The sequence below is a fragment of the Stutzerimonas sp. CXK-1 genome (genome assembly GCF_057738225.1).
The window spans coordinates 35972-56312 of record NZ_CM173217.1 but is presented as its reverse complement, the minus strand read 5'-3'; the positions used below and the strand labels follow the sequence as shown (position 1 = coordinate 56312).

Annotated in this window: 23 protein-coding genes; 12 read left to right on the top strand and 11 right to left on the bottom strand. The window is 65.5% G+C overall.

Going from position 1 to position 20341, the window contains the following annotated elements; all coding sequences use genetic code 11:
* The first annotated feature begins 119 nt into the window (after window positions 1–119).
* The 3 genes from galE to AC0KXH_RS00275 all read left to right on the top strand — a co-directional run bounded on the left by galE (window position 120) and on the right by AC0KXH_RS00275 (window position 4429).
* Window positions 120–1175 (top strand): UDP-glucose 4-epimerase GalE, encoded by a 1056-nt coding sequence (gene galE / locus AC0KXH_RS00285; RefSeq protein ID WP_041110437.1) that lies wholly within the window; start codon window positions 120–122, stop codon window positions 1173–1175.
* Between the two features lie 220 nt (window positions 1176–1395).
* Window positions 1396–3264 (top strand): di-heme-cytochrome C peroxidase, encoded by a 1869-nt coding sequence (locus tag AC0KXH_RS00280; RefSeq protein WP_488223941.1) that lies wholly within the window; start codon window positions 1396–1398, stop codon window positions 3262–3264.
* A gap of 22 nt (window positions 3265–3286) precedes the next feature.
* Entirely contained in the window at window positions 3287–4429 is a 1143-nt protein-coding gene (locus AC0KXH_RS00275) for a catalase family protein (RefSeq protein ID WP_488223940.1), read from the top strand.
* Between the two features lie 10 nt (window positions 4430–4439).
* On the opposite strand, the gene AC0KXH_RS00270 is transcribed toward AC0KXH_RS00275, so the two are convergent.
* Window positions 4440–5324, bottom strand: coding sequence for a LysR family transcriptional regulator (locus AC0KXH_RS00270; protein WP_488223939.1), 885 nt, complete (start codon window positions 5322–5324; stop codon window positions 4440–4442).
* A 209-nt stretch (window positions 5325–5533) separates the two neighbouring features.
* Between AC0KXH_RS00270 and trpB the strand changes: the two genes are divergently transcribed.
* The 3 genes from trpB (at window position 5534) to AC0KXH_RS00255 (ending at window position 8066) form a co-directional block, all read left to right on the top strand.
* Window positions 5534–6745, top strand: a complete 1212-nt coding sequence (gene trpB / locus AC0KXH_RS00265; protein ID WP_312381906.1) for a tryptophan synthase subunit beta — start codon at window positions 5534–5536, stop codon at window positions 6743–6745.
* Window positions 6742–7551: a tryptophan synthase subunit alpha gene (trpA, locus tag AC0KXH_RS00260; RefSeq protein ID WP_488223938.1), complete on the top strand. Its 810-nt coding sequence runs from the start codon at window positions 6742–6744 to the stop codon at window positions 7549–7551. The genes trpB and trpA overlap by 4 nt, the downstream gene beginning before the upstream one ends.
* 185 nt (window positions 7552–7736) lie before the next feature.
* On the top strand, window positions 7737–8066 hold the full coding sequence (locus AC0KXH_RS00255; RefSeq protein ID WP_061337776.1) for a DHCW motif cupin fold protein: 330 nt from the start codon (window positions 7737–7739) through the stop codon (window positions 8064–8066).
* Between the two features lie 112 nt (window positions 8067–8178).
* Here the strand turns inward: AC0KXH_RS00255 and AC0KXH_RS00250 are convergent, their stop codons facing one another.
* From AC0KXH_RS00250 to AC0KXH_RS00240, 3 genes are all read right to left on the bottom strand, one after another.
* Window positions 8179–8364, bottom strand: a complete 186-nt coding sequence (locus AC0KXH_RS00250) for a DUF1289 domain-containing protein (RefSeq protein WP_061337774.1) — start codon at window positions 8362–8364, stop codon at window positions 8179–8181.
* A gap of 2 nt (window positions 8365–8366) precedes the next feature.
* Window positions 8367–8738 (bottom strand): hypothetical protein, encoded by a 372-nt coding sequence (locus tag AC0KXH_RS00245; protein ID WP_488223937.1) that lies wholly within the window; start codon window positions 8736–8738, stop codon window positions 8367–8369.
* A 262-nt stretch (window positions 8739–9000) separates the two neighbouring features.
* Complete coding sequence (locus AC0KXH_RS00240) at window positions 9001–9237, bottom strand: helix-turn-helix domain-containing protein (protein WP_224109194.1); 237 nt, start codon at window positions 9235–9237, stop codon at window positions 9001–9003.
* Window positions 9238–9496: 259 nt separating this feature from the next.
* On the opposite strand from AC0KXH_RS00240, the gene yghU reads away from it, so the two are divergent.
* On the top strand, window positions 9497–10339 hold the full coding sequence (gene yghU / locus AC0KXH_RS00235) for a glutathione-dependent disulfide-bond oxidoreductase (RefSeq protein WP_488223936.1): 843 nt from the start codon (window positions 9497–9499) through the stop codon (window positions 10337–10339).
* 216 nt (window positions 10340–10555) lie between these two features.
* Window positions 10556–11326: a hypothetical protein gene (locus AC0KXH_RS00230; RefSeq protein ID WP_488223935.1), complete on the top strand. Its 771-nt coding sequence runs from the start codon at window positions 10556–10558 to the stop codon at window positions 11324–11326.
* A gap of 87 nt (window positions 11327–11413) precedes the next feature.
* Here the strand turns inward: AC0KXH_RS00230 and AC0KXH_RS00225 are convergent, their stop codons facing one another.
* The 5 genes from AC0KXH_RS00225 to AC0KXH_RS00205 form a co-directional block, all read right to left on the bottom strand.
* Window positions 11414–11911 (bottom strand): DUF4126 family protein, encoded by a 498-nt coding sequence (locus AC0KXH_RS00225; protein WP_488223934.1) that lies wholly within the window; start codon window positions 11909–11911, stop codon window positions 11414–11416.
* 170 nt (window positions 11912–12081) lie between these two features.
* Window positions 12082–12648 carry a DUF1993 domain-containing protein gene (locus AC0KXH_RS00220; RefSeq protein WP_488223933.1) on the bottom strand — a complete coding sequence of 189 codons (567 nt, stop codon included), beginning with the start codon at window positions 12646–12648 and terminating at the stop codon, window positions 12082–12084.
* A gap of 120 nt (window positions 12649–12768) precedes the next feature.
* A complete protein-coding gene (locus AC0KXH_RS00215; protein WP_488223932.1) occupies window positions 12769–13380 on the bottom strand; it encodes a DUF6037 family protein in 612 nt (203 codons plus the stop codon).
* 49 nt (window positions 13381–13429) lie between these two features.
* A complete protein-coding gene (locus AC0KXH_RS00210) occupies window positions 13430–14074 on the bottom strand; it encodes a hypothetical protein (RefSeq protein WP_488223931.1) in 645 nt (214 codons plus the stop codon).
* A gap of 70 nt (window positions 14075–14144) precedes the next feature.
* On the bottom strand, window positions 14145–14642 hold the full coding sequence (locus AC0KXH_RS00205; protein ID WP_488223930.1) for a hypothetical protein: 498 nt from the start codon (window positions 14640–14642) through the stop codon (window positions 14145–14147).
* A 203-nt stretch (window positions 14643–14845) separates the two neighbouring features.
* On the opposite strand from AC0KXH_RS00205, the gene AC0KXH_RS00200 reads away from it, so the two are divergent.
* Window positions 14846–15376: a DUF421 domain-containing protein gene (locus tag AC0KXH_RS00200; RefSeq protein WP_488223929.1), complete on the top strand. Its 531-nt coding sequence runs from the start codon at window positions 14846–14848 to the stop codon at window positions 15374–15376.
* Between the two features lie 50 nt (window positions 15377–15426).
* Here AC0KXH_RS00200 and AC0KXH_RS00195 read toward each other — a convergent pair whose 3' ends face one another.
* Window positions 15427–16623 carry an MFS transporter gene (locus AC0KXH_RS00195; RefSeq protein ID WP_061340205.1) on the bottom strand — a complete coding sequence of 399 codons (1197 nt, stop codon included), beginning with the start codon at window positions 16621–16623 and terminating at the stop codon, window positions 15427–15429.
* A 97-nt stretch (window positions 16624–16720) separates the two neighbouring features.
* Between AC0KXH_RS00195 and AC0KXH_RS00190 the strand changes: the two genes are divergently transcribed.
* Window positions 16721–17617, top strand: a complete 897-nt coding sequence (locus AC0KXH_RS00190) for a LysR substrate-binding domain-containing protein (RefSeq protein WP_488223928.1) — start codon at window positions 16721–16723, stop codon at window positions 17615–17617.
* Here the strand turns inward: AC0KXH_RS00190 and AC0KXH_RS00185 are convergent, their stop codons facing one another.
* Window positions 17618–17818, bottom strand: coding sequence for a DUF2934 domain-containing protein (locus AC0KXH_RS00185; RefSeq protein ID WP_488223927.1), 201 nt, complete (start codon window positions 17816–17818; stop codon window positions 17618–17620).
* 240 nt (window positions 17819–18058) lie between these two features.
* On the opposite strand from AC0KXH_RS00185, the gene pgm reads away from it, so the two are divergent.
* Together pgm and AC0KXH_RS00175 are read left to right on the top strand one after the other, a co-directional pair.
* Window positions 18059–19723 (top strand): phosphoglucomutase (alpha-D-glucose-1,6-bisphosphate-dependent), encoded by a 1665-nt coding sequence (gene pgm, locus AC0KXH_RS00180; RefSeq protein WP_488223926.1) that lies wholly within the window; start codon window positions 18059–18061, stop codon window positions 19721–19723.
* 195 nt (window positions 19724–19918) lie between these two features.
* Entirely contained in the window at window positions 19919–20245 is a 327-nt protein-coding gene (locus AC0KXH_RS00175; protein WP_041110408.1) for a hypothetical protein, read from the top strand.
* Window positions 20246–20341 lie beyond the last annotated feature (96 nt).

Below are 20341 nucleotides of genomic sequence, written 5' to 3'. Positions count from 1 at the left end.
CTCGCTTTTGGCGTCCTGTTCCGCACCGCCGACCCCAATTACGGACCTCGATGCGACGCCAGCCGGCAGCCGCAGGCTCGCGGGTGTGACCGCAGAATTTTCCATGTGGAGGTAGACAGATGATTCTGGTGACGGGAGGAGCGGGTTACATCGGCTCTCATGCATGCCTGGAGCTGCTCCAGGCAGGCCACGAGGTGCTGGTGCTCGACAACCTGTGCAACAGCTCGCGCCGGGCGCTGGACCGGGTCGAGCAGCTCGCCGGGCGCAAGCTGCAGTTCGTCAAGGGCGACGTGCGCAATCGGCCGCTGCTCAACGCGCTGTTCGCCGCCTATCCGGTGACCGCGGTGATGCATTTCGCCGGGCTCAAGGCCGTCGGCGAAAGCGTGCGCGAACCGCTGCGCTACTACGAGACGAACGTCAGCGGCAGCATCGCGCTGTGCCAGGCGATGGCCGAGGCCGGCATCTTCCGCCTGGTATTCAGCTCTTCGGCGACCGTCTACGGCGAGAGCGCGGTGATGCCGATCACCGAGCACTGCCCGACCGGCCAGCCGACCAACCCCTATGGCCAGTCCAAGCTGATGGCCGAGAACGTGTTACGCGGCCTGGCCAATTCCGACCCGCGCTGGTCGATCGGCCTGCTGCGCTATTTCAACCCGATCGGCGCCCATGAATCCGGGCTGATCGGCGAGGACCCCAACGGCACGCCGAACAACCTCCTGCCCTACATGCTGCAGGTGGCCATCGGCCGGCGCCGCGAACTGAGCGTCTACGGCGATGACTACCCGACCCCGGACGGCACCGGCATCCGCGACTACATTCACGTGGTCGACCTGGTGCAGGGCCACCTCAAGGCGCTGCAACGGCTCGAGCAGGTCAATGGCGTCTCGGTGTGGAACCTCGGCACCGGCAAGGGTTACTCGGTGAAAGAGATGATCGGTGCGCTCGAAGAGGTCATCGGTCGCCCGCTGCCGCACGTCATCAAGCCACGCCGCGCCGGCGACATCGCCCAGTGCTGGTCGGACCCGACCAAGGCCGCCGTGGAGCTCGGCTGGCGTGCCGAGCGCGACCTGATGACCATGCTCGCCGACGCCTGGCGCTGGCAGAGCCGCAACCCGCAGGGTTATGCCGAACCGGCAGCGGCGCCGAAGACCACGCCCGCCGCGCTGGCCAGCTAAGCCCCCGCCACGCTCGTACGCGAGCACCCCGGCCTGGTGCACGGAGCGCACCGCCCACCGGCCCCTCCGCTCCGAATCCCCCGCGCGACCCCGCCCTATTACTGCCGGAACCGATCTCCGGAGACAGAACACGCCGACACGCTCAGCCCCTGGCCGTTTGCCATTATCCGCCGAGCCTGCGATAAAGCCGCACCCGCCATAGCGCTACAAGGATGTACAGATGCGATTGCTGCGACGTGCCCTGCTCGGGCTGCTGTCGCTGGCCGTGCTTGCGGTCGGCGTCGGGCTCTACTTCATCGCCTATCCCAACCTGCCGCAGTATCAGCCGCCGCAAGCCCTGCACTATCTCGAGCAGTGGAGCGACGCGGACCGCCAGCGCTACTACTACACGCCGCAGGGCACCCAGGTGAAAGGCCTGCAGTACGACTGGTTCACTGCGCTGGAGCTGCCGTTCAGCAGCGATCGCTTCGCCGCCCCCGAATACCTGGCCCGCTTCGGCTTTCTGGTCGACCCGGCGCAGGCGCCAAGTGCGGCGAACCCCGGCAACCTGCCGGTCGGTTTCGCCCGCCACGAGGACGACGGCGGGCGCAGCTACCTCGACGTGACCTGCGCGGCCTGCCACACCGGCGAGCTGCGCTACGAAGGCCAGGCGCTGCGCATCGACGGCGGTGCCGCCATGCATTCGCTGGCCTCGACCGTACCCACCCTGCGCGGCGGCTCGTTCGGCCAGGCGCTGGGCATGAGCATGGCCTTCACCTACTACAACCCGTTCAAGTTCCGCCGCTTCGCCCGCGAGGTGCTCGGCGAGCGCTACGAGCAGGAGCGCGACTTGCTGCGCCGCGACTTCAAGCAGGTGCTCGATCGCCTGCTCGGCACCGCCTACAACGACTGGCACCGCGGGCTCTACCCCACCGAAGAAGGCTTTGGCCGTACCGATGCGTTCGGTCGCATCGCCAACGGCGTGTTCGGCGATGCCATCGATCCGGCGAATTACCGCGTGGCCAACGCGCCGGTGAGCTACCCGCACCTGTGGGATATCTGGAAGTTCGACTGGGTGCAGTGGAACGGCTCGGCCATGCAGCCGATGGCACGCAACATCGGCGAGGCGCTGGGGGTGGGCGCGCCGCTGCAGCTGCTGCAGGCCAACGGCGCGCCGATCGCCGAGGCCGAGCGCTATGCCTCCGGGGTGCGGGTGCGCGACCTGCACCGGCTGGAAACCACGCTGATGCAGCTGGCGCCGCCGCGCTGGCCGGAGGCGGTGCTCGGCCCGGTCGACCTGGAGCAGGCCAGCCTCGGCCGCGCGCTGTACAAGGAAAACTGCGCGCATTGCCACGACGCCCGGCCCAAGCCGGTCGACAAGCGTTTCGCTGCCGAACGCGACCCCGAGTGGCGCATGAAGGTGGTCCCCACCTCCTTCGTCGGTACCGATCCGACCACAGCCGACAATATTGCCGACCACCGCTTCGACCTGACCCGCCTGGGCTGGACCCAGGATGAGCTGGATCGCCTGGATGTGCAGCTGTATGGCGCGTCATCCGGCCCGCTCGATCTCGCCAGCCTGTCCAGCGCCAAGGGCCTGGCCTACATCACTGCCTACGTCGAGGAACGCGCCTACCGCGAGGCGGGCATCGCAGCGCCGGAGCGCGCCAGATACGACGGCTTCGGCCTGCCGATCGGGGTGCAGGAGCTGCGCGGCTACAAGGCACGCCCGCTGGACGGCATCTGGGCGACGCCGCCGTTCCTGCACAACGGCTCGGTGCCGAACCTGTTCCAGCTGCTCTCGCCGGTCGCCGAACGGCAGAAGCAGTTCTGGGTCGGCAGCCGTGAATACGACCCGCGCCATGTGGGTATTCGTACCGAGCGCTTTGCCGGCGGCTTCCTGCTGGATACCGCGATCACCGGCAACGGCAACCGCGGCCACGAGTTCCGCGCCGGTTGCCGCGGCAACGGCGTGATCGGCCGCGCCCTGGCGCCGCACGAACGCTGGGCGCTGGTCGAGTACCTCAAGGTGCTCGGCGACCCGGCCTTCGAAGCGCGGCTGACCGATATCCCGCCACAGCCCTACAACCCCGGCCCGGCCTGCCCATGACCCCCTGCACGAGGAAGCTCCCATGTTGAAGCGATTCTGGCTCTGGCTCGGCAGGCTGCTCGGGCGCCTGCTTCTCGCCCTGACGGTGCTCGGCCTGGCCGGCTGGGCCATTGCCGCCCTGCACTTTCACCTCACCCATCGTGGCCCCGTCTCCAGCGAAGAGGTCATCGCGCCGACTGAAGCGGCCGATACCCAGGCGATCATCGAGGACGCCATCGCCGTGGTCGAACAGCACCGCGACAACACCCGCGTCCTGCGCGATGCGCATGCCAAGGCGCACGGCTGCGTGCGTGCCGAGGTCAGCGTACGCGCCGATCTGCAACCGGCGCTGCGCCAGGGTGTGTTCAGCGAGCCGGGCAAGACCTGGCAGGCCTGGGTGCGGCTGTCCAACGGCAACGCCTATCCGCAGTTCGACCGCATCCGCGACGCCCGCGGGATGGCGATCAAGCTGCTCGACGTACCGGGGCAAAAGCTCACCGGCAACCCGCGCCACGCCCGCGAGCAGGACTTCGTGATGTTCAACCATCCGGTGTTCTTTGTCCGCGATGTCGCCGAGTACCGCAGCAACTTCGCCGCACAGGCGCGGGGCCAGAAGGTGCTGGCCTTCTTTCCCGGCTGGGACCCGCGCCAATGGGAGCTGCGCCACCTGCTGATCGCCCTGCAGACGCTGGCGCCGGCGCCGCAGAGCCCGGTCGCGACCACCTACAGCTCGGTCGCGCCGTACAAGCTCGGCCCGCACAACATCAAGTACCGGGTGATCCCGACGCCCGAGCGTTGCCCCGACTATCGGCTGCCGGAGCAGAACCGCGACCTGCCGAACTTCCTGCGCAGTGCGCTCTACCAGCAGCTCTCGCTCGACCGGGCGCCGGCCTGCTTCGTCCTGCAGGTGCAACGCCAGAATCCGCAGCACTACATGCCGATCGAAGACACCAGCATCGAGTGGGACGAGGCGATCGCACCTTTCGAGACCGTGGCCGACATTCGCTTGCCGGCACAGGACTTCGACAGCCCCGAGCAGAACCTCGCCTGCGACAACCTGGCCTTCAACCCGTGGCACGCGCTGCCCGAGCATCGCCCGATCGGCGGGATCAACCGCTTGCGCAAGGCCGTCTACGAGGCAATCAGCAGCTACCGGCTGGAGCGCAACGGCGCCCTGGCGCCCTGACGGCGCGCCATCAGGCCAGTGCCCCGGCCAGCCACTCGGCCAGGCGTTCGGCACGCCGGTCGAGCCGGCGTCGCGGCACCCACAACGCCAGCTGCGCCCGTGTCTCGACGAAACCCCAGGGCGCCAGCAGGCGCCCGGCGGCGAGGTCATCGGCGACCAGCTGCTGCGGCGCGATGGCAATACCGAGCCCGGCCAGCGCCGCCTCGAGCAGAAAGTACAGGTGCTCGAAACCCTGCCCGTAGCGCAACTCGCCAGCGGCCAGCCCCTGCCCGGCCGCCCAGGTCGGCCAGGCCTGCGGGCGCGAGGCGGTGTGCAGCAGCGCCTCGTCGAGCAGCGCCGCCGCTGGAGCGCCACGCAGCTCGGCACAACGCGGGTGATGCGGGCTGAGCACCGGACCAATGCGCTCGGCCGCCAGCTCGAACACCTGCATGTCCGCCGGCCACGGCGGCTCGGCATACCACAGCGTCGCATCCAGCCCCGGCTTGCGCGGGTCCAGCTCGCCCTCGCTGGCCGACAGCTGCAGGCGCAGCTCCGGCAGGTCGCGGTTGAGGCGGTCCAGCCGCGGGATGAACCAGCGCGCCAGGAGGCTGCCGGGGCAACCGAGCACGAACGGCGCCTCGGCCGTGTGCCGTTGCAGCTCGGCGCAGGCGCTGCGCAGCCGCTCGAAGGCCTCGCTGGCGGCCTCGCCCAGACGTTGGCCGGCATCGGTGAGTTTTACGCCGCGCCCTTCCTTGACGAACAGAGCCAGACCGAGGGCCTCCTCGAGCTGCTTCAGCTGGCGGCTGATCGCCCCGTGGGTGACGTGCAGCTCACGTGCCGCTTCGCTGAAACTGCCCAGGCGGGCAGCTGCCTCGAAGGCACGCAGGGCGTTGAGCGGTGGAAGATCGCGGCTCATAACTGTGAGTTTTCCTGACAGGTCCGCGCGATCTTATCGCTTTTATCCGGGCGCCGGCAGCCGTAAGCTCGCCCCCAATGATTGCCGTAGGGTGGAAAACTCGCGAAGCGACTTTCCCCGCTGGCGTATCGATCGCGTGGACAAGGCTGCGCCGTTATCCACCCTACGCTCACCCCGACTGCGTGTCGGCACCCTCCAAGGAGCCTCGCATGACCTCATACCGCACCGGCCCGGACAACCGCGGGCTGTTCGGCCGCTTCGGCGGCCAGTTCGTCGCCGAAACCCTGATGCCGCTGATCAACGAGCTGGCCGCCGAATACGAGAAGGCCAAGAACGATCCGGCCTTTCTCGAGGAGCTGGCCTACTTCCAGCGCGACTACATCGGCCGCGCCAGCCCGCTGTACTACGCCGAGCGCCTCTCCGAGCACTTCGGCGGCGCGAAGATCTACTTGAAGCGCGAAGACCTGAACCACACCGGCGCGCACAAGATCAACAACTGCATCGGCCAGATCCTGCTGGCCAAGCGCATGGGCAAGCAGCGCATCATCGCCGAGACCGGCGCCGGCATGCACGGCGTGGCCACCGCCACCGTGGCGGCACGCTTCGGCATGCAGTGCGTGGTCTACATGGGCACCACCGACATCGATCGCCAGCAGGCCAACGTCTTCCGCATGCGCCTGCTCGGCGCCACGGTGATCCCGGTCACCGCCGGCACCGGCACCCTCAAGGACGCCATGAACGAGGCGCTGCGCGACTGGGTGACCAACGTCGACAACACCTTCTACCTGATCGGCACCGCCGCCGGCCCACACCCCTACCCGGCCATGGTGCGCGACTTCCAGTCGGTGATCGGCAACGAAGTGCGCGAGCAGATCATGCAGAAGGAAGGCCGCCTGCCCGACTCGCTGGTCGCCTGCATCGGCGGCGGCTCCAACGCCATCGGCCTGTTCCACCCCTTCCTCGATGACGAGAGCGTGCAGATCGTCGGCGTCGAAGCGGCCGGCCACGGCATCGACACCGGCAAGCACGCCGCGAGCATGGCCGGCGGCGCCCCGGGCGTGCTGCACGGCAACCGCACCTTCCTCTTGCAGGACGCCGACGGCCAGATCACCGACGCGCATTCGATTTCCGCCGGCCTCGACTACCCGGGCGTCGGCCCCGAGCACGCCTGGTTGCACGAGATCAAGCGCGTCGAATACGTGCCCTGCACCGACCATGAGGCGCTGCAGGCCTTTCACGACTGCTGCCGCCTGGAAGGCATCATCCCGGCGCTGGAATCGGCCCACGCCCTGGCCGAGGCCTTCAAGCGTGCGGCCAGGCTTCCCAGGGAACACCTGATGGTGGTCAACCTCTCCGGCCGCGGCGACAAGGACATGCAGACCGTGATGCACCACATGAGCGAACAGGAGACGCACGCATGAGCCGCCTGCAGAGCCGCTTTGCCGAGCTGAACGAACAGAACCGCGCCGCGCTGGTGACCTTTGTCACCGCCGGCGACCCGGACTACGCCACCTCGCTGGCGATCCTCAAGGGCCTGCCGGACGCCGGCGCCGATGTCATCGAGCTGGGCATGCCGTTCACCGACCCGATGGCCGACGGCCCGGCGATCCAGCTGGCCAACATCCGCGCCCTGGCCGGCAAGCAGAACCTGCCGAAGACGCTGCAGATGGTCCGCGACTTCCGCGAGACCAACCAGACCACGCCGCTGGTGCTGATGGGCTACTACAACCCGATCTTCGCCTATGGCGTGGAGCGCTTCGTCAGCGATGCGAAAGAGGCCGGAGTCGATGGCCTGATCGTCGTCGACCTGCCGCCGGAGCATAACGACGAGCTCTGTGACCCGGCCCAGGCCGCCGGCATCGACTTCATCCGCCTGACCACCCCGACCACCGACGACCAGCGCCTGCCCACCGTGCTCAACGGCAGCTCCGGCTTCGTCTACTACGTCTCGGTGGCCGGCGTGACCGGTGCAGGTTCCGCCACCCTGGAACACGTCGAGGAAGCCGTGGCACGCCTGAAGCGCCACACCGATCTGCCGGTGTGCGTAGGCTTCGGCATCCGCACGCCGGAACAGGCCGCGGCTATCGCCCGGCTCACCGAAGGCGTGGTGGTGGGCTCGGCACTGATCGACCAGATCGCCGGAGCCAAGAGCCCGGAGGCTGCGGTAGAAGGCGTGCTTGGCCTGTGCCGCGAGATCAGCGCTGGCGTGCACGGCGCCCGTGGCTGAGGCTTTAGCGCCGTAACCGAAAAGCCGCTGCCCCCCGTGAGAGGGCAGCGGCTTTTTCATTCGTGTACCGGGCGTTCGTTGCCTCAGGAATGGCCTATCCGGTGGGCTTCAAGCCACCACGGCGCCGCATCTATCACCACTGCGTTTCTGCAAGACCACTCACTCATTGCCTACAGGCATCAGACATGGACATCAACGACCTCCCCTTCGGCACTACTGACTGGGCCACCATCGAACCCAGCGTACACCCCGGCGAAACCGGCAGCGCTTACTGGCGCACCCGCCAGTTCGGCCCCATCCGCGTGCGCACGGTCGAGTACACCCCGGGTTATCTGGCCGACCACTGGTGCAGCAAGGGCCATATCCTGCTGTGCCTGGAAGGCGAACTGCACACCGAGCTTCCTGATGGGCGCCGCTTCATCCTTACGCCGGGCATGAGCTACCAGGTCGCCGACGGCGCCGAGCCGCATCGTTCATCTACCCAAGTGGGGGCAAAGCTGTTCGTGGTGGATTGATTGCGTCACCTCTGCAACCTCAGGCGCACGACGCGGGATCAGCGCCTGCGCTGCAGATGCGCGGCTATCACCACGTCGCCACCGGCAGCGGAGGCGTCCCATCGCTCAGCCATCACTTCTTTTTCTTCTTTTTCAGGGCTTTCAACCGCTGCGCCGCGCGCTCTACCGTGGCCTTCTTGTCTGGACGCTTCATGCGTTTCCATTTGCGGATCTCGTCCTTGGTGCGACCACAGCTGGTACACACCTCGTCCGTGAGCTTGCAGACGGAAATGCACGGATTCTCGACGTCCTTGCCCACGGTCAGTGCCGTGTCGTGGCGTTGCGGGCCAGGCGACGCTGCCAGTCACCGCCATCGTTGCGCTTGCAGGCTTCCTCGCTGTCGAAACGCACCGGTGCGATCAGGGCATCCATGTCGATACCCGCCTCAGCGAGCGCCGCTCGGGTCAGCGCCTGCATGCGTGCGCCCTGCCCTGTACCAATCGCCAGCGCCCGCTGCGCCTCCGCGGCGAATACCCAGGTGACCTGCAGGCTCTCGGGGAAGCGCGCGTAATCGACCTCATGAGTGAGCCAGCTGAAGCCGACGATTTCCGCCTTGCCCGCTTCGCAGGCCTGGGTCAGGCAGCTGGAAAGTTGCCGCTCCATACGGGTCTGATCGCGTTTGCCGAGAAGCATCGTGACGTCCTGTATCAGGGTTGGCCCCGCGTCGAAGGGACAGTAGGAAGGAGTCTAACGCGAGCGCTCCATGCCGGATGGTCGGCAGCGCTTGTTGGCAGTACCGCTGATCGATACATCGCAGGCTGCGAGGCACATTCCCGAGGGCAGGACCCTAGCCACTACAACTTGCGGTAGCGGCGGCACTGCTGAACGACGTATTCGTCACCCAGCCAAAGCTCACCGATACGGCAATCACCCCGGTAGACGCCGAGCCGTCCGCTCACAGGTCGCCCCCGTCACGTCTAGCCGCCAGCAGCTCGATGCCCAGCGTATGGCACACGTTCAGCACCCGTCCGAACGAACAGCTCTCGCGGCCATTTTCCAGCTCGCTCAGAAAGCGCACGCTCACGCCACACAGGCCGGCAGCGTCCACCAGACGCAGCCCCTGACCCTTGCGAGTGCGCTGGATCAGCTTGCCCAGCTCGGCCATCGAAACAAATGCGGTCGGTTCAGCCATTTTCCCGTTCCGTACAATTTGTCCTTCGGAAACAGCTCAGTTCCGATTTTTTCCCAATAGGGAAAATACTCCCTGCCGCTGGCCGGTGCACCGAATTTTTACCGATCGGGAAAAAAGATCTTCTGGTGCATCTCAAAGAACTACCACGCAGAACCAACCCTCAGCCATCGATGACCAATATCGACCGGCTCGATTTCGAGCGCGCCCGCCGAGCGCGTAGCATGCCCTGCACCCCCCGTTCCCGCTCGAGGAGATCGACATGCCCGATACCGCCTACGTACCGCCCAAGGTCTGGACCCACGACGCCCCCTCCGGCGGCAAGTTCGCCAGTATCAATGCGCCCACCGCCGGCGCGCGCGAGGAGAAGGCGCTGCCGGTGGGCAAGCACCCGCTGCAGCTCTATTCGCTGGCCACGCCCAACGGCGTGAAGGTCAACATCATGCTCGAGGAACTGCTCGCCAGCGGCCATGCCGGCGCGGAGTACGACGCCTGGCCGATCCGCATCGGCGATGGCGACCAGTTCGGCAGCGGCTTCGTCGAGGTCAACCCGAACTCCAAGATCCCCGCGCTGGTCGATCACAGCGCCGAAGGCGGGCCGCTGCGGGTGTTCGAGTCGGGCTCGATCCTGCTGTATCTCGCGGAGAAGTTCGGCGCCTTCCTGCCCAGGGAACTGCGCGCACGCACCGAGACGCTGAATTGGCTGTTCTGGCAGATGGGCTCGGCGCCCTTTCTCGGCGGCGGCTTCGGCCACTTCTACGCCTATGCGCCGGAGAAATACGAATACCCGATCAACCGCTACGCGATGGAAGCCAAGCGCCAGCTCGACGTGCTCGACCGCCAGCTGGCCGAGCACCGCTACGTCGCCGGTGACGACTACAGCATCGCCGACATGGCGATCTGGCCCTGGTACGGCGTGCTGGCGCTGGGTGAGCTGTACGGCGCCGGCGAATTCCTCTCGGTGCAGGAGTACCGGCACGTGCAGCGCTGGGCGAGGGAGATCGCCGAGCGCCCGGCGGTCATCCGCGGGCGCAAGGTCAACCGCAGCTGGGGCGACGAATCCGAGCAGGCGCCCGAGCGCCACAGCGCCGCCGATCTCGACTGAGCGGCCAGCAGCGGCGGAACCCAGCCGTTCCGCCGCTCGGCGCGTCGCCCTCGCCCGCCCTGCATGCCGACCGCCGATCCCGCCTGCTGAACTCTCACCGCCACCGCTTAACCAACCTGATATGAGCGCTGCCAAGCCCGCGAGGCCCGCTTCGCCAGGCGCCACGCCGCGACCAGCGCTCAGGACCCGGTTGTTCAGCACAACGTGAGGTGAGCCATGAAACACACACTGGTAGCAGCGTTCGCCACGCTGACCGATGCCAATCGCACCCGTGGCGACCTGATGTCGCGCGGCATCCCGCGCGAGCAGATCCATGCGGTGGGCGCCGAGAGCGCCGAGATTCACGCCTACGACGCGCCCTACTCCACGAACGACGCCACGCCTGACCGCCACGAGCATGAATCCAAGGTCGCGCATTTCTTCAAATCGCTGTTCGGCCACGAACCGCACGAGGAACACCGGCGCTACGCGACCGCCTACCCCGAGGCAGTGCGCCGCGGCGCGCTGGTGATCGCGGTGGATGTGGTCGACGACGACCAGCTGGCCAAGGCGCGTGACGCCTTGGAATACAACGGCGCCATCGACATCAACGAACGCGGCAGCGCCCGCGTCGCCGACGGTTACCCCGGCCCGAGCAGCCCCTATGCCGGTGCGACGGGCGGCGACAGCCATCTGGACAAGCACTTCAGCGGCCGCCACACCGCGGCCGCTGGCGCCATGGCCGGTAGCCGTCACGGCGAGCACGAACCGCTCGGCGCAGGCAGCCACACGTCACGCCAGGGCGATGCCGTCAGCGGCAGCCACGGCATCGGCAGCGCCGGCAAGCGCGCCGGCACCGACTACCCGCCCACCACCGCCACCACCTCGCCGACCGGCGCCGGCACCACCGGCCACGGTGCCAACCCCACCGAGGTCGCGCCCGGCGTGGCGACGCGTGAGTCCGGGCTGTGCAGTGACCGCGTCTGCGTGATCCAGCGGCCCAGCTAAGCAGGCCCAGCCGTAGGGTGGAAAACGGCGCAGCCTTTTCCACCACTCGGCCTTTGCTTCTGGTGGCCCGGCGCGGGGCCTTTTCGCCTACCGCCCGGGCCGCTGCAAGCCCTGGCGCAACGCTGCCCGGCCGAGGCCGAACGCCAGCCCATCCTCGACCATGCCAAGCGCGGCATTTGCCACAGGCCGGGGCTGATGGGGCTTGCGCAAACGCAGCCCGACCCGCGACGACACCAGCGCCGCTGCGGCCCCCAGCAAGGCCGGCAACAGCGCCGGCTCACGCCGCACGCCGGCCAGCGCAGCGGCACTTACCCCGGCGGACAGCGCGCGAAACAGCAGCGACGGCGCGATGGTGCGATCCGGCGCGAAGGGCAGCTTGTCACCGGCCAGCTCGCCGGCCGCCAATACCGGCAACACTGTCTGCGCCGCGTCGGACGTCAGCAGCCGCGCCGCCTCGCCCGCCCCGTGCAGATCGTCGCGCTCGCTCAACGCCCGGCTGACCAGGGTCGGCGCCAGCAGGCTGCGCATACCCGTCACCGCGCCAATGGCCAGGGCGGCCAGTAACACATTGCTGGAAGTGCTCATGCAGGTATCTCCGGTGGCTGTCTAGAGTCCGACCGGGGTGAGGGGGAGGCGTTCGGCGCGGCGGGTACGAGGTGACGGGCACTCGTGCGGGGCTCTCCTGCGGGCCGGCCCGCCTGAATAGAGGGGCCGTTTCGGGACGCCATCGGCGCCCTGGTTGAGGGCGCGGCTGGTCAACCCTTTGGAATCGTTTCCGGGCGCAGATAGGGCAGCATGTGCGCCACGTAGTCGGCCTTGCCCAGCTCGATCCCCTGGTTACGCAAGATCGAATAAGCCGTCATCACGTGGAAATAGAACTGCGCCAGCGTCCAGTCACGCGCGTATTGCTCCGCGGTCAGGTCGAAAATCATCCCGTTGGCCAGCTCGTGGGCGATCGGCTTGCCCGCATTCACATCCAGCGCATCGGCGGCAAGATCGTCGAGCAACGCCACCGTCTCATCGATCCGGGCATAAGCATCGGCCAGCGTGCCCGGCCGCTCCCCCGCCTGCCGCCCCTCGTCCAGCAGCTCGTTGATCGCGGCCTGGAACGCCTCGCCTCTCAGTCGGCACACGGCTTCACGCGCCTGCACACAGGCAAAGCGCACCTGGGTCGACAGCGGAAACATATCCGGCGCCAGCCGCGCGGATAACAACGCCTGCGCCTCCGCTTCCGGCAGCTGGGCCTGCGCCTTCTTCAGCCAGCCGGAGAGGGTTTTGAGCATTTGGGTGTAGGTTGGGACGAGGAGGGTTGTTAGTTGCATGGGTTCTTACCTAGCGGTAACAAATGGAAAATATATGTCGAAAAAGCCAAGAATCTTTTGAAGCTAGCCACGAAAATAAAATATGTCCCCTTTCGCTGAGCGTTTTTAAGCTACCCAATTTTATTTGTTAGAAAAATTTGAAATTATCACTGCATCAGATTTTTGGTCATTAATATCGGTTGAATAGCAAAAGCTTATCGACTGATCACTTCTGAACTCCGAGTATAAAGCAGGCCTTAGCAATCTAGTTTTATTGTCGTTAAATGGAGTTCTTTTTTCCCCTTCTGGATTTCTTCTAACACCATAACAGTAGCGTTTATTAGGATCTTGACTATCACTCTTAGATAGAGATATAACCATTGCGTCCTTAATCTGGGGCGATTTAACTAAATCTACTTGAGTTGGTATAAATTTGGCGAAAAACTCATTAAACTGACTCAATAGATCTCCAAGGTTTTCCCCATACTCTATATTGAAGAACTCTCTTAAGAATTTAGCTTCGATAAGGAACCCATTTGCGTTTACAGGGGAAAACAGCCGCGCATTAATATCTTCACTTTTCAATATCTCCACTTTCATCAGAGCGTATTTCGGCTTTTTCTCTCCACACTCATATAACTTGGCCAACACAATGTAATCGCAGCTTTTGTAATTGAAAGGGAAGGCCTCTATAACCCAGCCATTTTCTATCATATCCACCTTTAACAATCTGAAACTCTCAAACACACTCATGTTTTTAACTCTTACTTAAGAAAATAGGAGACAGACAACCTGCACAAGTCTACGAAATAAGTAAATCTGTCCTTTTTTTGCTCTTTTCGCTCGCCGAACCGCTGCACAACGACTCTTTAGGCTGTGCCCCTAAGTAAGTACCTTGGAACTCAAAATACCCGTTAACCCCATGTGGCCCGTCCCAGCCTCGTTGCAGTAAGGCCATCAGGCCCTTTCCATAGGCATGCATGAGCGCTAAGTAATTTGTCCATAAGACGGGCGATAGGTTCTGCTCAACTTCGGTTCCGGCGCCTTCAATCGCGCAAGGGTATCGGGCCCATGACTCTAAGCCCTGCTCGAACCGGGACAGGACGGTAGCACCACGTTTCGGCCAAGGAATTAGAGAGGATTTTTGTGCCAAGGCGACAAGAGCGTGAGAGCGAAGTGGACGAGCCAGCACACCGTTAGAAACCCATTGAGGGTGCTCATAAACTAAAAAGGCCTTGACCGCGTTTTCTAGAGCGAAACCTGCGAGAAGAAACGTAGAACGACTACTGTTTGGCCATGCACCAATGATCGATTGGTTACGATCTAGCTGGGTCGTCGCTCCGCAATTGAGCCGCTCATGAAGCACAATCGACTGCTCATAGAGATTGTCTGCAACCAGCAACCAACTGTGCGGATGGGCCGCCTGCGCAAATTCTTTTGCATTCATGATGCCTCCTAACGGCTAAATACATTATTTCGGCCGCGAAACTTGATCCGGCTTAACGTGCAGAGAGCGGCTAAGCGTCTTGGGACGTTTCATTTCTGCCTGTTTTAAGTCCTTCATGGATAGGTTCCCAATTGTTTTTAAATTTTTCCATTCGCTCAATGGGCCAATGCAACCGCAGCCACTTGTGCTGCTTTATGTCCTTCCCTTCGTAGTGCTTTATAAACACCGAAGCAGGTATCACATAGACATCCGGCTTCGTCTCTGGGTCTAGAGTATTCAAATCAACGAAACAAAATATTAGCTCAGGAACTGCCTTTTCTATTGATCCATGTCCCAGAGGAAACTGTAGCTCGTATGGTTTCTTATTATTTCCCCGACCGCGGGTGCGTTTTGCATATGCAGTCGTTTTAACTTGTATAGCTAAAGTTCTACTTCCGATCAAATTAGAAACTAACAGATCGATAGTCGGAGAGCCTTCACGAACCAATGCAGGAATATAACCGAAGCAGGATAGAGCATAAGCGACATAATGTTCACCAGCCCCTCCTATAATTTTGGAATTACCCAAAGATTCACCCCTATATAGTTTTTGAGTTAGAACACTGGCAGAGTTAGCGTGATGGCACATTAGCCACTGCGTCCATACGGGTAAAGCAGGCGATGGATTAATCCCCGTTCTGCTCGCGGCCTCCCGCCCGCCGCCTACGTTTTCTGCAATTTACGCCGGCCAATCCGGTCCACCCCTGCAGGGGTCAGGTTCGGGAGGCAGTTGTGGAAGGCATGTTTTTCAGTAACGCAACGACGCTGATCCGCACGCTGGTAGTGGGCGTGCTGGCCTATGTCAGCCTGGTGCTGTTGTTGCGCGTTTCGGGGCGGCGGACGTTGTCGAAGATGAATGCCTTCGATCTGGTCGTCACCGTGGCGCTGGGGTCGACCTTTGCGACCATTCTGCTGAGCCGCGAGGTGTCGCTGGCGCAGGGCGTGCTGGCGCTGGCGTTGCTGATCGCGTTGCAGTACGCGGTGACCTGGTCCAGCGTGCGGGTGGCCTGGGTGCGCAAGCTGGTCACCGGCGAGCCGGCGCTGCTGTTCTACCGGGGCCGCTTTCTCGGCGAGGCGTTGCGCAAGGCGCGGGTGGCCGAGGCGGAGGTACGTGCGGCGGTGCGCGCCAGCGGCTCGGCGTCGCTGGAGGGCATCGAGGCCGTAGTGCTGGAGACCGATGGCAGTTTCAGCGTCATCTCCGCGGCCGCCGGTGGCGGGCGCTCCGCGCTGGCCGGGGTGAAGGTGCCGGGCGCGGGCGAGTAGGCCGCCGATGCGCTACTCGCCTGTCATCTGCTTGGCGAAAAGGTGGCCGATCAGCCGGCCCAGGCGCCGTCCGGCGCCGCTTCGGCAGGGCCATGCCGGTCGAGGCGACCGGCCCAGGCGGTCAATGCGAGTGCCAGCAGCACCACCAGCGCACCGATCCAGGCGGTGTGGATCAGGCCGAGCCCGGCGACGATATGCCCGCCCAGCCAGGCGCCGCCGGCAATGCCGAGGTTGAACGCGGCGATGTTCAGGCCCGAGGCGACATCCACCGCCTGCGGGCTGTAGCGCTCGGCCTGCCGCACGACGTAGAGCTGCAGCCCCGGCACGTTGCCGAAGGCGACGGCGCCCCAGAGCAGTACGGTCGCCAGGGCCAGCCAGGGGTTGCCGGCAGTGAAGGTCAGCACCAGCAGAACGGCGGCGAGCAGGGCGAAGATCAGCTTCAGCGCGCCGATCGGCCCGCGGCGGTCGGCCAGTTTGCCGCCCCAGATGTTGCCGGCCGCCACCGATACGCCATAGACCAGCAACACCAGGCTCACCGCGTTGGCGCTGAAGCCGCTGAGGTCCTGCAGGATCGGGGCGAGAAAGGTAAAGGCAGTGAAGCTGCCGCCGTAGCCGAGGGCGGTCATCGCGTACACCAGCAGCAGGCGCGGCTGGCGGAGCACGCCAAGCTGGGTCAACAGCGATGCCGGCGGGCTGTGCCGAATGCCGCGCGGCACGAACAGCAGGCTGCCGACAAAGGCCAGCACACCGAGGGCGGACACCGCCAGAAAGGTCTCGCGCCAGCCGAAGTGCTGGCCGATGAAGGTGCCCAGCGGCACGCCGGTGACCAGGGCCACGGTGAGGCCGGTGAACATGGTGGCGATGGCGCTGGCGGCCTTTTCCTTCGGTACCAGGTTGGTGGCGATGGTCGAGCCGATGGAGAAGAACACGCCATGGGCGAGGCCGGTCACGATGCGCGCCAGCACCAGCGATTCGTAGCCTGGTGCCTGCCAGGCCAAGAGGTTGCCGGCGGTGAACAGCAGCATCAGGCCGAGCAGTAGCGCCTTGCGCGGCAGGCGGCCGGTCAGCGCGGTGAGCAGCGGCGCGCCGACCGCCACGCCGAGCGCATAGAGGCTGACCAGCAGGCCGGCCGAGGGCAGGGCGACGCCGAGGTCGCTGGCGATGGTGGGTAGCAGGCCGACGATGACGAATTCCGTGGTGCCGATGGCGAACGCGCTGAGCGTCAGCGCAAGCAGGGCAAGGGGCATGATTGGCTCCGGGTCTGTTGAAGGCGCGCAGTATCGAAGCCACACTCCTGCGGAAAAACCGGCCAATCCGCCAAACACTTTTGACTGGGGCTCAACAATGAAGACCAGCCTCGAGGAAATGCAGGCCTTTGTCAGCGTGGTCGACAGCGGCTCGTTCAGCGCCGCGGCCGAGCAATTGCAACAGACCGCATCCGGTATCAGCCGCGCCTTGAGCCGCCTGGAAGACAAGCTCGCGGTGACCCTGCTGCGGCGCACCACGCGGCGCCTGGAGCTGACCGAGGAGGGCGAGGTGTTTCTCGCCCAGGCGCGCCGTATCCTCGCCAGCGTCGAGCAGGCCGAGGAGCAGATGGCGCTGCGGCGCCAGGCGCCGGCCGGGCGGTTGCGGGTCAATACCGCCGCGCCCTTCATGCTGCACGTGATCGTGCCGCTGATCGGCGATTTCCGTGCGCGCTATCCACAGATCGAGCTGGAGCTGTACAGCGACGACCGCATCATCGACCTGCTGGAGCGCCGCACCGACCTGGCCATTCGCCTCGGCCCGCTGCCGGATTCCAGCCTGCATGCGCGGCCGCTGTGCCACACCCTGCGCCGTGTGCTGGCCAGCCCGGCCTACCTGGCCCGGCATGGCACGCCGCAGCAGGCCGAGGCGCTCGCCGCGCACAGCCTGATCGGCTTCACCGAGCCGGACAGCCTCAACGACTGGCCACTGCGGCACGCACAGGGCGAAAGCTGGCGGATCACCCCGTCGCTACGGGCCTCCAGCGGCGATACCGTGCGCGCGCTGGCGCTGGCCGGCGAAGGGCTGGCCTGCCTGTCGGATTTCATGACCGGCGGTGATCGCGCGCGCGGCGACCTGGTGGAGGTGCTCGCCGCGCAGCGCGTCGACGTGCGCCAGCCGATCAACGCGGTGTACTACCGCAACACCGCGCTGGCCTCGCGCATCACCTGCTTTCTCGACTACCTCGGCGAACGCCTGGGCGGCCCGGCGCGCTAGCTATCGCTCGCCATCGCCCGAACGCGGCATGGGAATGGCGACGCTGCTTTCGATGCTGCCGGCCTCGGCGTTGCCTTCCTTGTAGAAGGGCTCGATCTCGTCGCGGGCGCGTTGCCAGTGGTCGGCTTCCTGGCCCTCGGGGCGGCCTTCGGACTCCCAGATTTCGTAGGCGCGCTGGCGGATGCGTTGTTCAACGTTCATGGCTGCTCTCCGGTTGGCATGAGCGGGGTGCTCAAGCAGCAGAGCAGGGGGCGGCGGGCCAGGTTCCGGCCACACGACGGGCGTAGGCACAGGCTGCCCACCGCGCTGGGCAGGGCGGCTGGGGAACCGCGACGATCGCCGCGGTCTTAGCTCTGGATAAACGACGCCGACTGGCGTTTCATTCGCACCGCAACCGGCCCGGAGGGCCGGCGCATCGTCACTTCGAGAAAGGACCGCCCCATGAGCCTCGCCCCCAACGCCGGACGCCTGCCCGACCCGCACAGCCTGACCCACCTGCCGCGCCTGGTGGCGCGCTACTACAGCGACCGGCCGGACCCGGCCGACCCGGCGCAGCAGGTGTCGTTCGGCACCTCCGGGCACCGCGGGTCCTCGCTCAAGGGCAGCTTCAACGAGTGGCACATCCTCGCCACCACCCAGGCGATCTGCGATTACCGCCGCCAGGAAGGCATCGACGGCCCGCTGTTCATGGGCATGGACACCCATGCGCTGTCCGAGCCGGCGTTCGTCTCGGCGCTGGAAGTGCTGGCGGCCAACGGCATCGACACGCGCATCGACGCCGGTTGCCCGGAAACCAACGGCGAGCCGGGCTACACGCCGACCCCCGCGATCTCCAACGCGATCCTCAGCTACAACCGCGGCCGCACGAGCGGGCTGGCCGACGGCATCGTCATCACGCCGTCGCACAACCCGCCGGGCGATGGCGGCTTCAAGTACAACCCCACCAATGGCGGCCCGGCCGACACCGGCGTGACCAAGTGGATTCAGGAGCGCGCCAATGCGCTGCTGGTCGCCGGTCTCGATGACGTCAAGCGCATGGATTACCGTCAGGCGCTCAAGGCGGCCACCACCCAGCGCTTCGATTTCATCGACGCCTATGTCGGCGGGCTCGAGCGGGTGATCGACCTCGACGCCATCCGCGGCTCGGGCCTGAAGTTCGCCGTCGACCCGCTGGGCGGCGCCGGTGTGCATTACTGGCCGCGCATCGCCGAGCGCTTCGGCCTTCCGCTGGAGGTACTGTCCACGGTGGTCGACCCGACCTTCCGCTTCATGCGCCTGGACTGGGACGGCAAGATCCGCATGGACTGCAGCTCGCCGCACGCCATGGCCGGGCTGATCGAGAACAAGGACCGCTTCGACGTGGCCTTCGCCTGCGACACCGACCACGACCGTCACGGCATCGTCACCCGCTCCGGCGGGCTGATGAACCCCAACCACTACCTGGCGGTGGCCATCGAATACCTGTTCACCCATCGCCCGGGCTGGAGCGCCGAGGCCGGCATCGGCAAGACGCTGGTGTCTTCGTCGATGATCGACCGTGTTGCCGCCGGCATCGACCGCCGTCTGGTGGAGGTACCGGTGGGCTTCAAGTGGTTCGTCGACGGCCTGATGGATGGCAGCTTGGGCTTCGGCGGTGAGGAGTCGGCCGGCGCTTCGTTCCTCGACAAGAGGGGCGGCGCCTGGTCCACCGACAAGGACGGGCTGATCCTCGGCCTGCTGGCGGCGGAGATCTCCGCAGTCACCGGCAAGGACCCGAGCGAACGCTACCAGGCGCTGACCGACCGCTTCGGCGCGCCGGTGTACCAGCGCATCGACGCCGCGGCCAATCGCGAGCAAAAGGCACGCCTGGGCAAGCTCTCCGCATCGCAGGTCAGTGCCAAGGAGCTGGCCGGCCAGCCGATCACGCGCATCCTCACCGAGGCACCGGGTAACGGCGCGGCCATTGGCGGGCTGAAGGTGGAAACGGCGAACGGCTGGTTCGCCGCGCGGCCGTCCGGCACCGAGGACGTCTACAAGATCTACGCCGAGAGCTTCGAGGGCGAGGCGCATCTTGCGCGCATCCAGGCCGAGGCCAAGGCGCTGGTGGACTCGGTGCTGGCCGGCTGATCCAGGCGGGTTCGCCGGGCGCGGCGCGTGCGGACTCGGCTCGTGCGGCTGAAACATTTGCACACGTTCGTCCGGCGCGACATTGCGCCGCACCCTGGCGAGGACTAGATTGAAGGCAAGCGCACCGGGCCGCCGGCCCGCTGCAACAGCCGCTCGCAGTCGCGGCGCCCGGCTTTCCCAAGGAGGATCGCAGCCATGAAATCGTCTTCTCCGCTGGCTTTCATGATGATCAAGCGCCCGCTGGGCGTGGTGTTCTGGCTCTACGGGGTGATCCCCAGCCAGGTGCTCTGGGGCATGGCCCTGTTCGGTTACTTCAACGGCGCTTCGCTGAGTACCAACCTGATGATGTTCGGCCTGATCCTCGGCTACACGGCGTGGATCATCGGGGAGATCTGGCTGTGCGCCGATAACGTGCGCAACAGGCTCTACGGCGACATGGCCCGGCTGCTGACCGCCGCCTGGGCGATCAACAGTGTGCTGCTGGTGTTCTTCCTTACCGTGCAACGGCTCGGCGGCATCTGAGCAGCACTCGCCTGACCGGCCGGTAGCGCTGGCGCCGGCAGGAACACCGGCGAGCCGGACGACCGAGGGCAGCCGCACAGGCTGCCCGCTTCGCCA

Bases quoted from the DNA above. Each gene is read 5' to 3' on its own strand.
- galE (WP_041110437.1), top strand. From the start codon at position 120: ATGATTCTGGTGACGGGAGGAGCGGGTTACATCGGCTCTCATGCATGC.
- AC0KXH_RS00280 (WP_488223941.1), top strand. From the start codon at position 1,396: ATGCGATTGCTGCGACGTGCCCTGCTCGGGCTGCTGTCGCTGGCCGTG.
- AC0KXH_RS00275 (WP_488223940.1), top strand. From the start codon at position 3,287: ATGTTGAAGCGATTCTGGCTCTGGCTCGGCAGGCTGCTCGGGCGCCTG.
- AC0KXH_RS00270 (WP_488223939.1), bottom strand. From the start codon at position 5,324: ATGAGCCGCGATCTTCCACCGCTCAACGCCCTGCGTGCCTTCGAGGCA.
- trpB (WP_312381906.1), top strand. From the start codon at position 5,534: ATGACCTCATACCGCACCGGCCCGGACAACCGCGGGCTGTTCGGCCGC.
- trpA (WP_488223938.1), top strand. From the start codon at position 6,742: ATGAGCCGCCTGCAGAGCCGCTTTGCCGAGCTGAACGAACAGAACCGC.
- AC0KXH_RS00255 (WP_061337776.1), top strand. From the start codon at position 7,737: ATGGACATCAACGACCTCCCCTTCGGCACTACTGACTGGGCCACCATC.
- AC0KXH_RS00245 (WP_488223937.1), bottom strand. From the start codon at position 8,738: ATGCTTCTCGGCAAACGCGATCAGACCCGTATGGAGCGGCAACTTTCC.
- AC0KXH_RS00240 (WP_224109194.1), bottom strand. From the start codon at position 9,237: ATGGCTGAACCGACCGCATTTGTTTCGATGGCCGAGCTGGGCAAGCTG.
- yghU (WP_488223936.1), top strand. From the start codon at position 9,497: ATGCCCGATACCGCCTACGTACCGCCCAAGGTCTGGACCCACGACGCC.
- AC0KXH_RS00230 (WP_488223935.1), top strand. From the start codon at position 10,556: ATGAAACACACACTGGTAGCAGCGTTCGCCACGCTGACCGATGCCAAT.
- AC0KXH_RS00225 (WP_488223934.1), bottom strand. From the start codon at position 11,911: ATGAGCACTTCCAGCAATGTGTTACTGGCCGCCCTGGCCATTGGCGCG.
- AC0KXH_RS00220 (WP_488223933.1), bottom strand. From the start codon at position 12,648: ATGCAACTAACAACCCTCCTCGTCCCAACCTACACCCAAATGCTCAAA.
- AC0KXH_RS00215 (WP_488223932.1), bottom strand. From the start codon at position 13,380: ATGAGTGTGTTTGAGAGTTTCAGATTGTTAAAGGTGGATATGATAGAA.
- AC0KXH_RS00210 (WP_488223931.1), bottom strand. From the start codon at position 14,074: ATGAATGCAAAAGAATTTGCGCAGGCGGCCCATCCGCACAGTTGGTTG.
- AC0KXH_RS00195 (WP_061340205.1), bottom strand. From the start codon at position 16,623: ATGCCCCTTGCCCTGCTTGCGCTGACGCTCAGCGCGTTCGCCATCGGC.
- AC0KXH_RS00190 (WP_488223928.1), top strand. From the start codon at position 16,721: ATGAAGACCAGCCTCGAGGAAATGCAGGCCTTTGTCAGCGTGGTCGAC.
- AC0KXH_RS00185 (WP_488223927.1), bottom strand. From the start codon at position 17,818: ATGAACGTTGAACAACGCATCCGCCAGCGCGCCTACGAAATCTGGGAG.
- pgm (WP_488223926.1), top strand. From the start codon at position 18,059: ATGAGCCTCGCCCCCAACGCCGGACGCCTGCCCGACCCGCACAGCCTG.
- AC0KXH_RS00175 (WP_041110408.1), top strand. From the start codon at position 19,919: ATGAAATCGTCTTCTCCGCTGGCTTTCATGATGATCAAGCGCCCGCTG.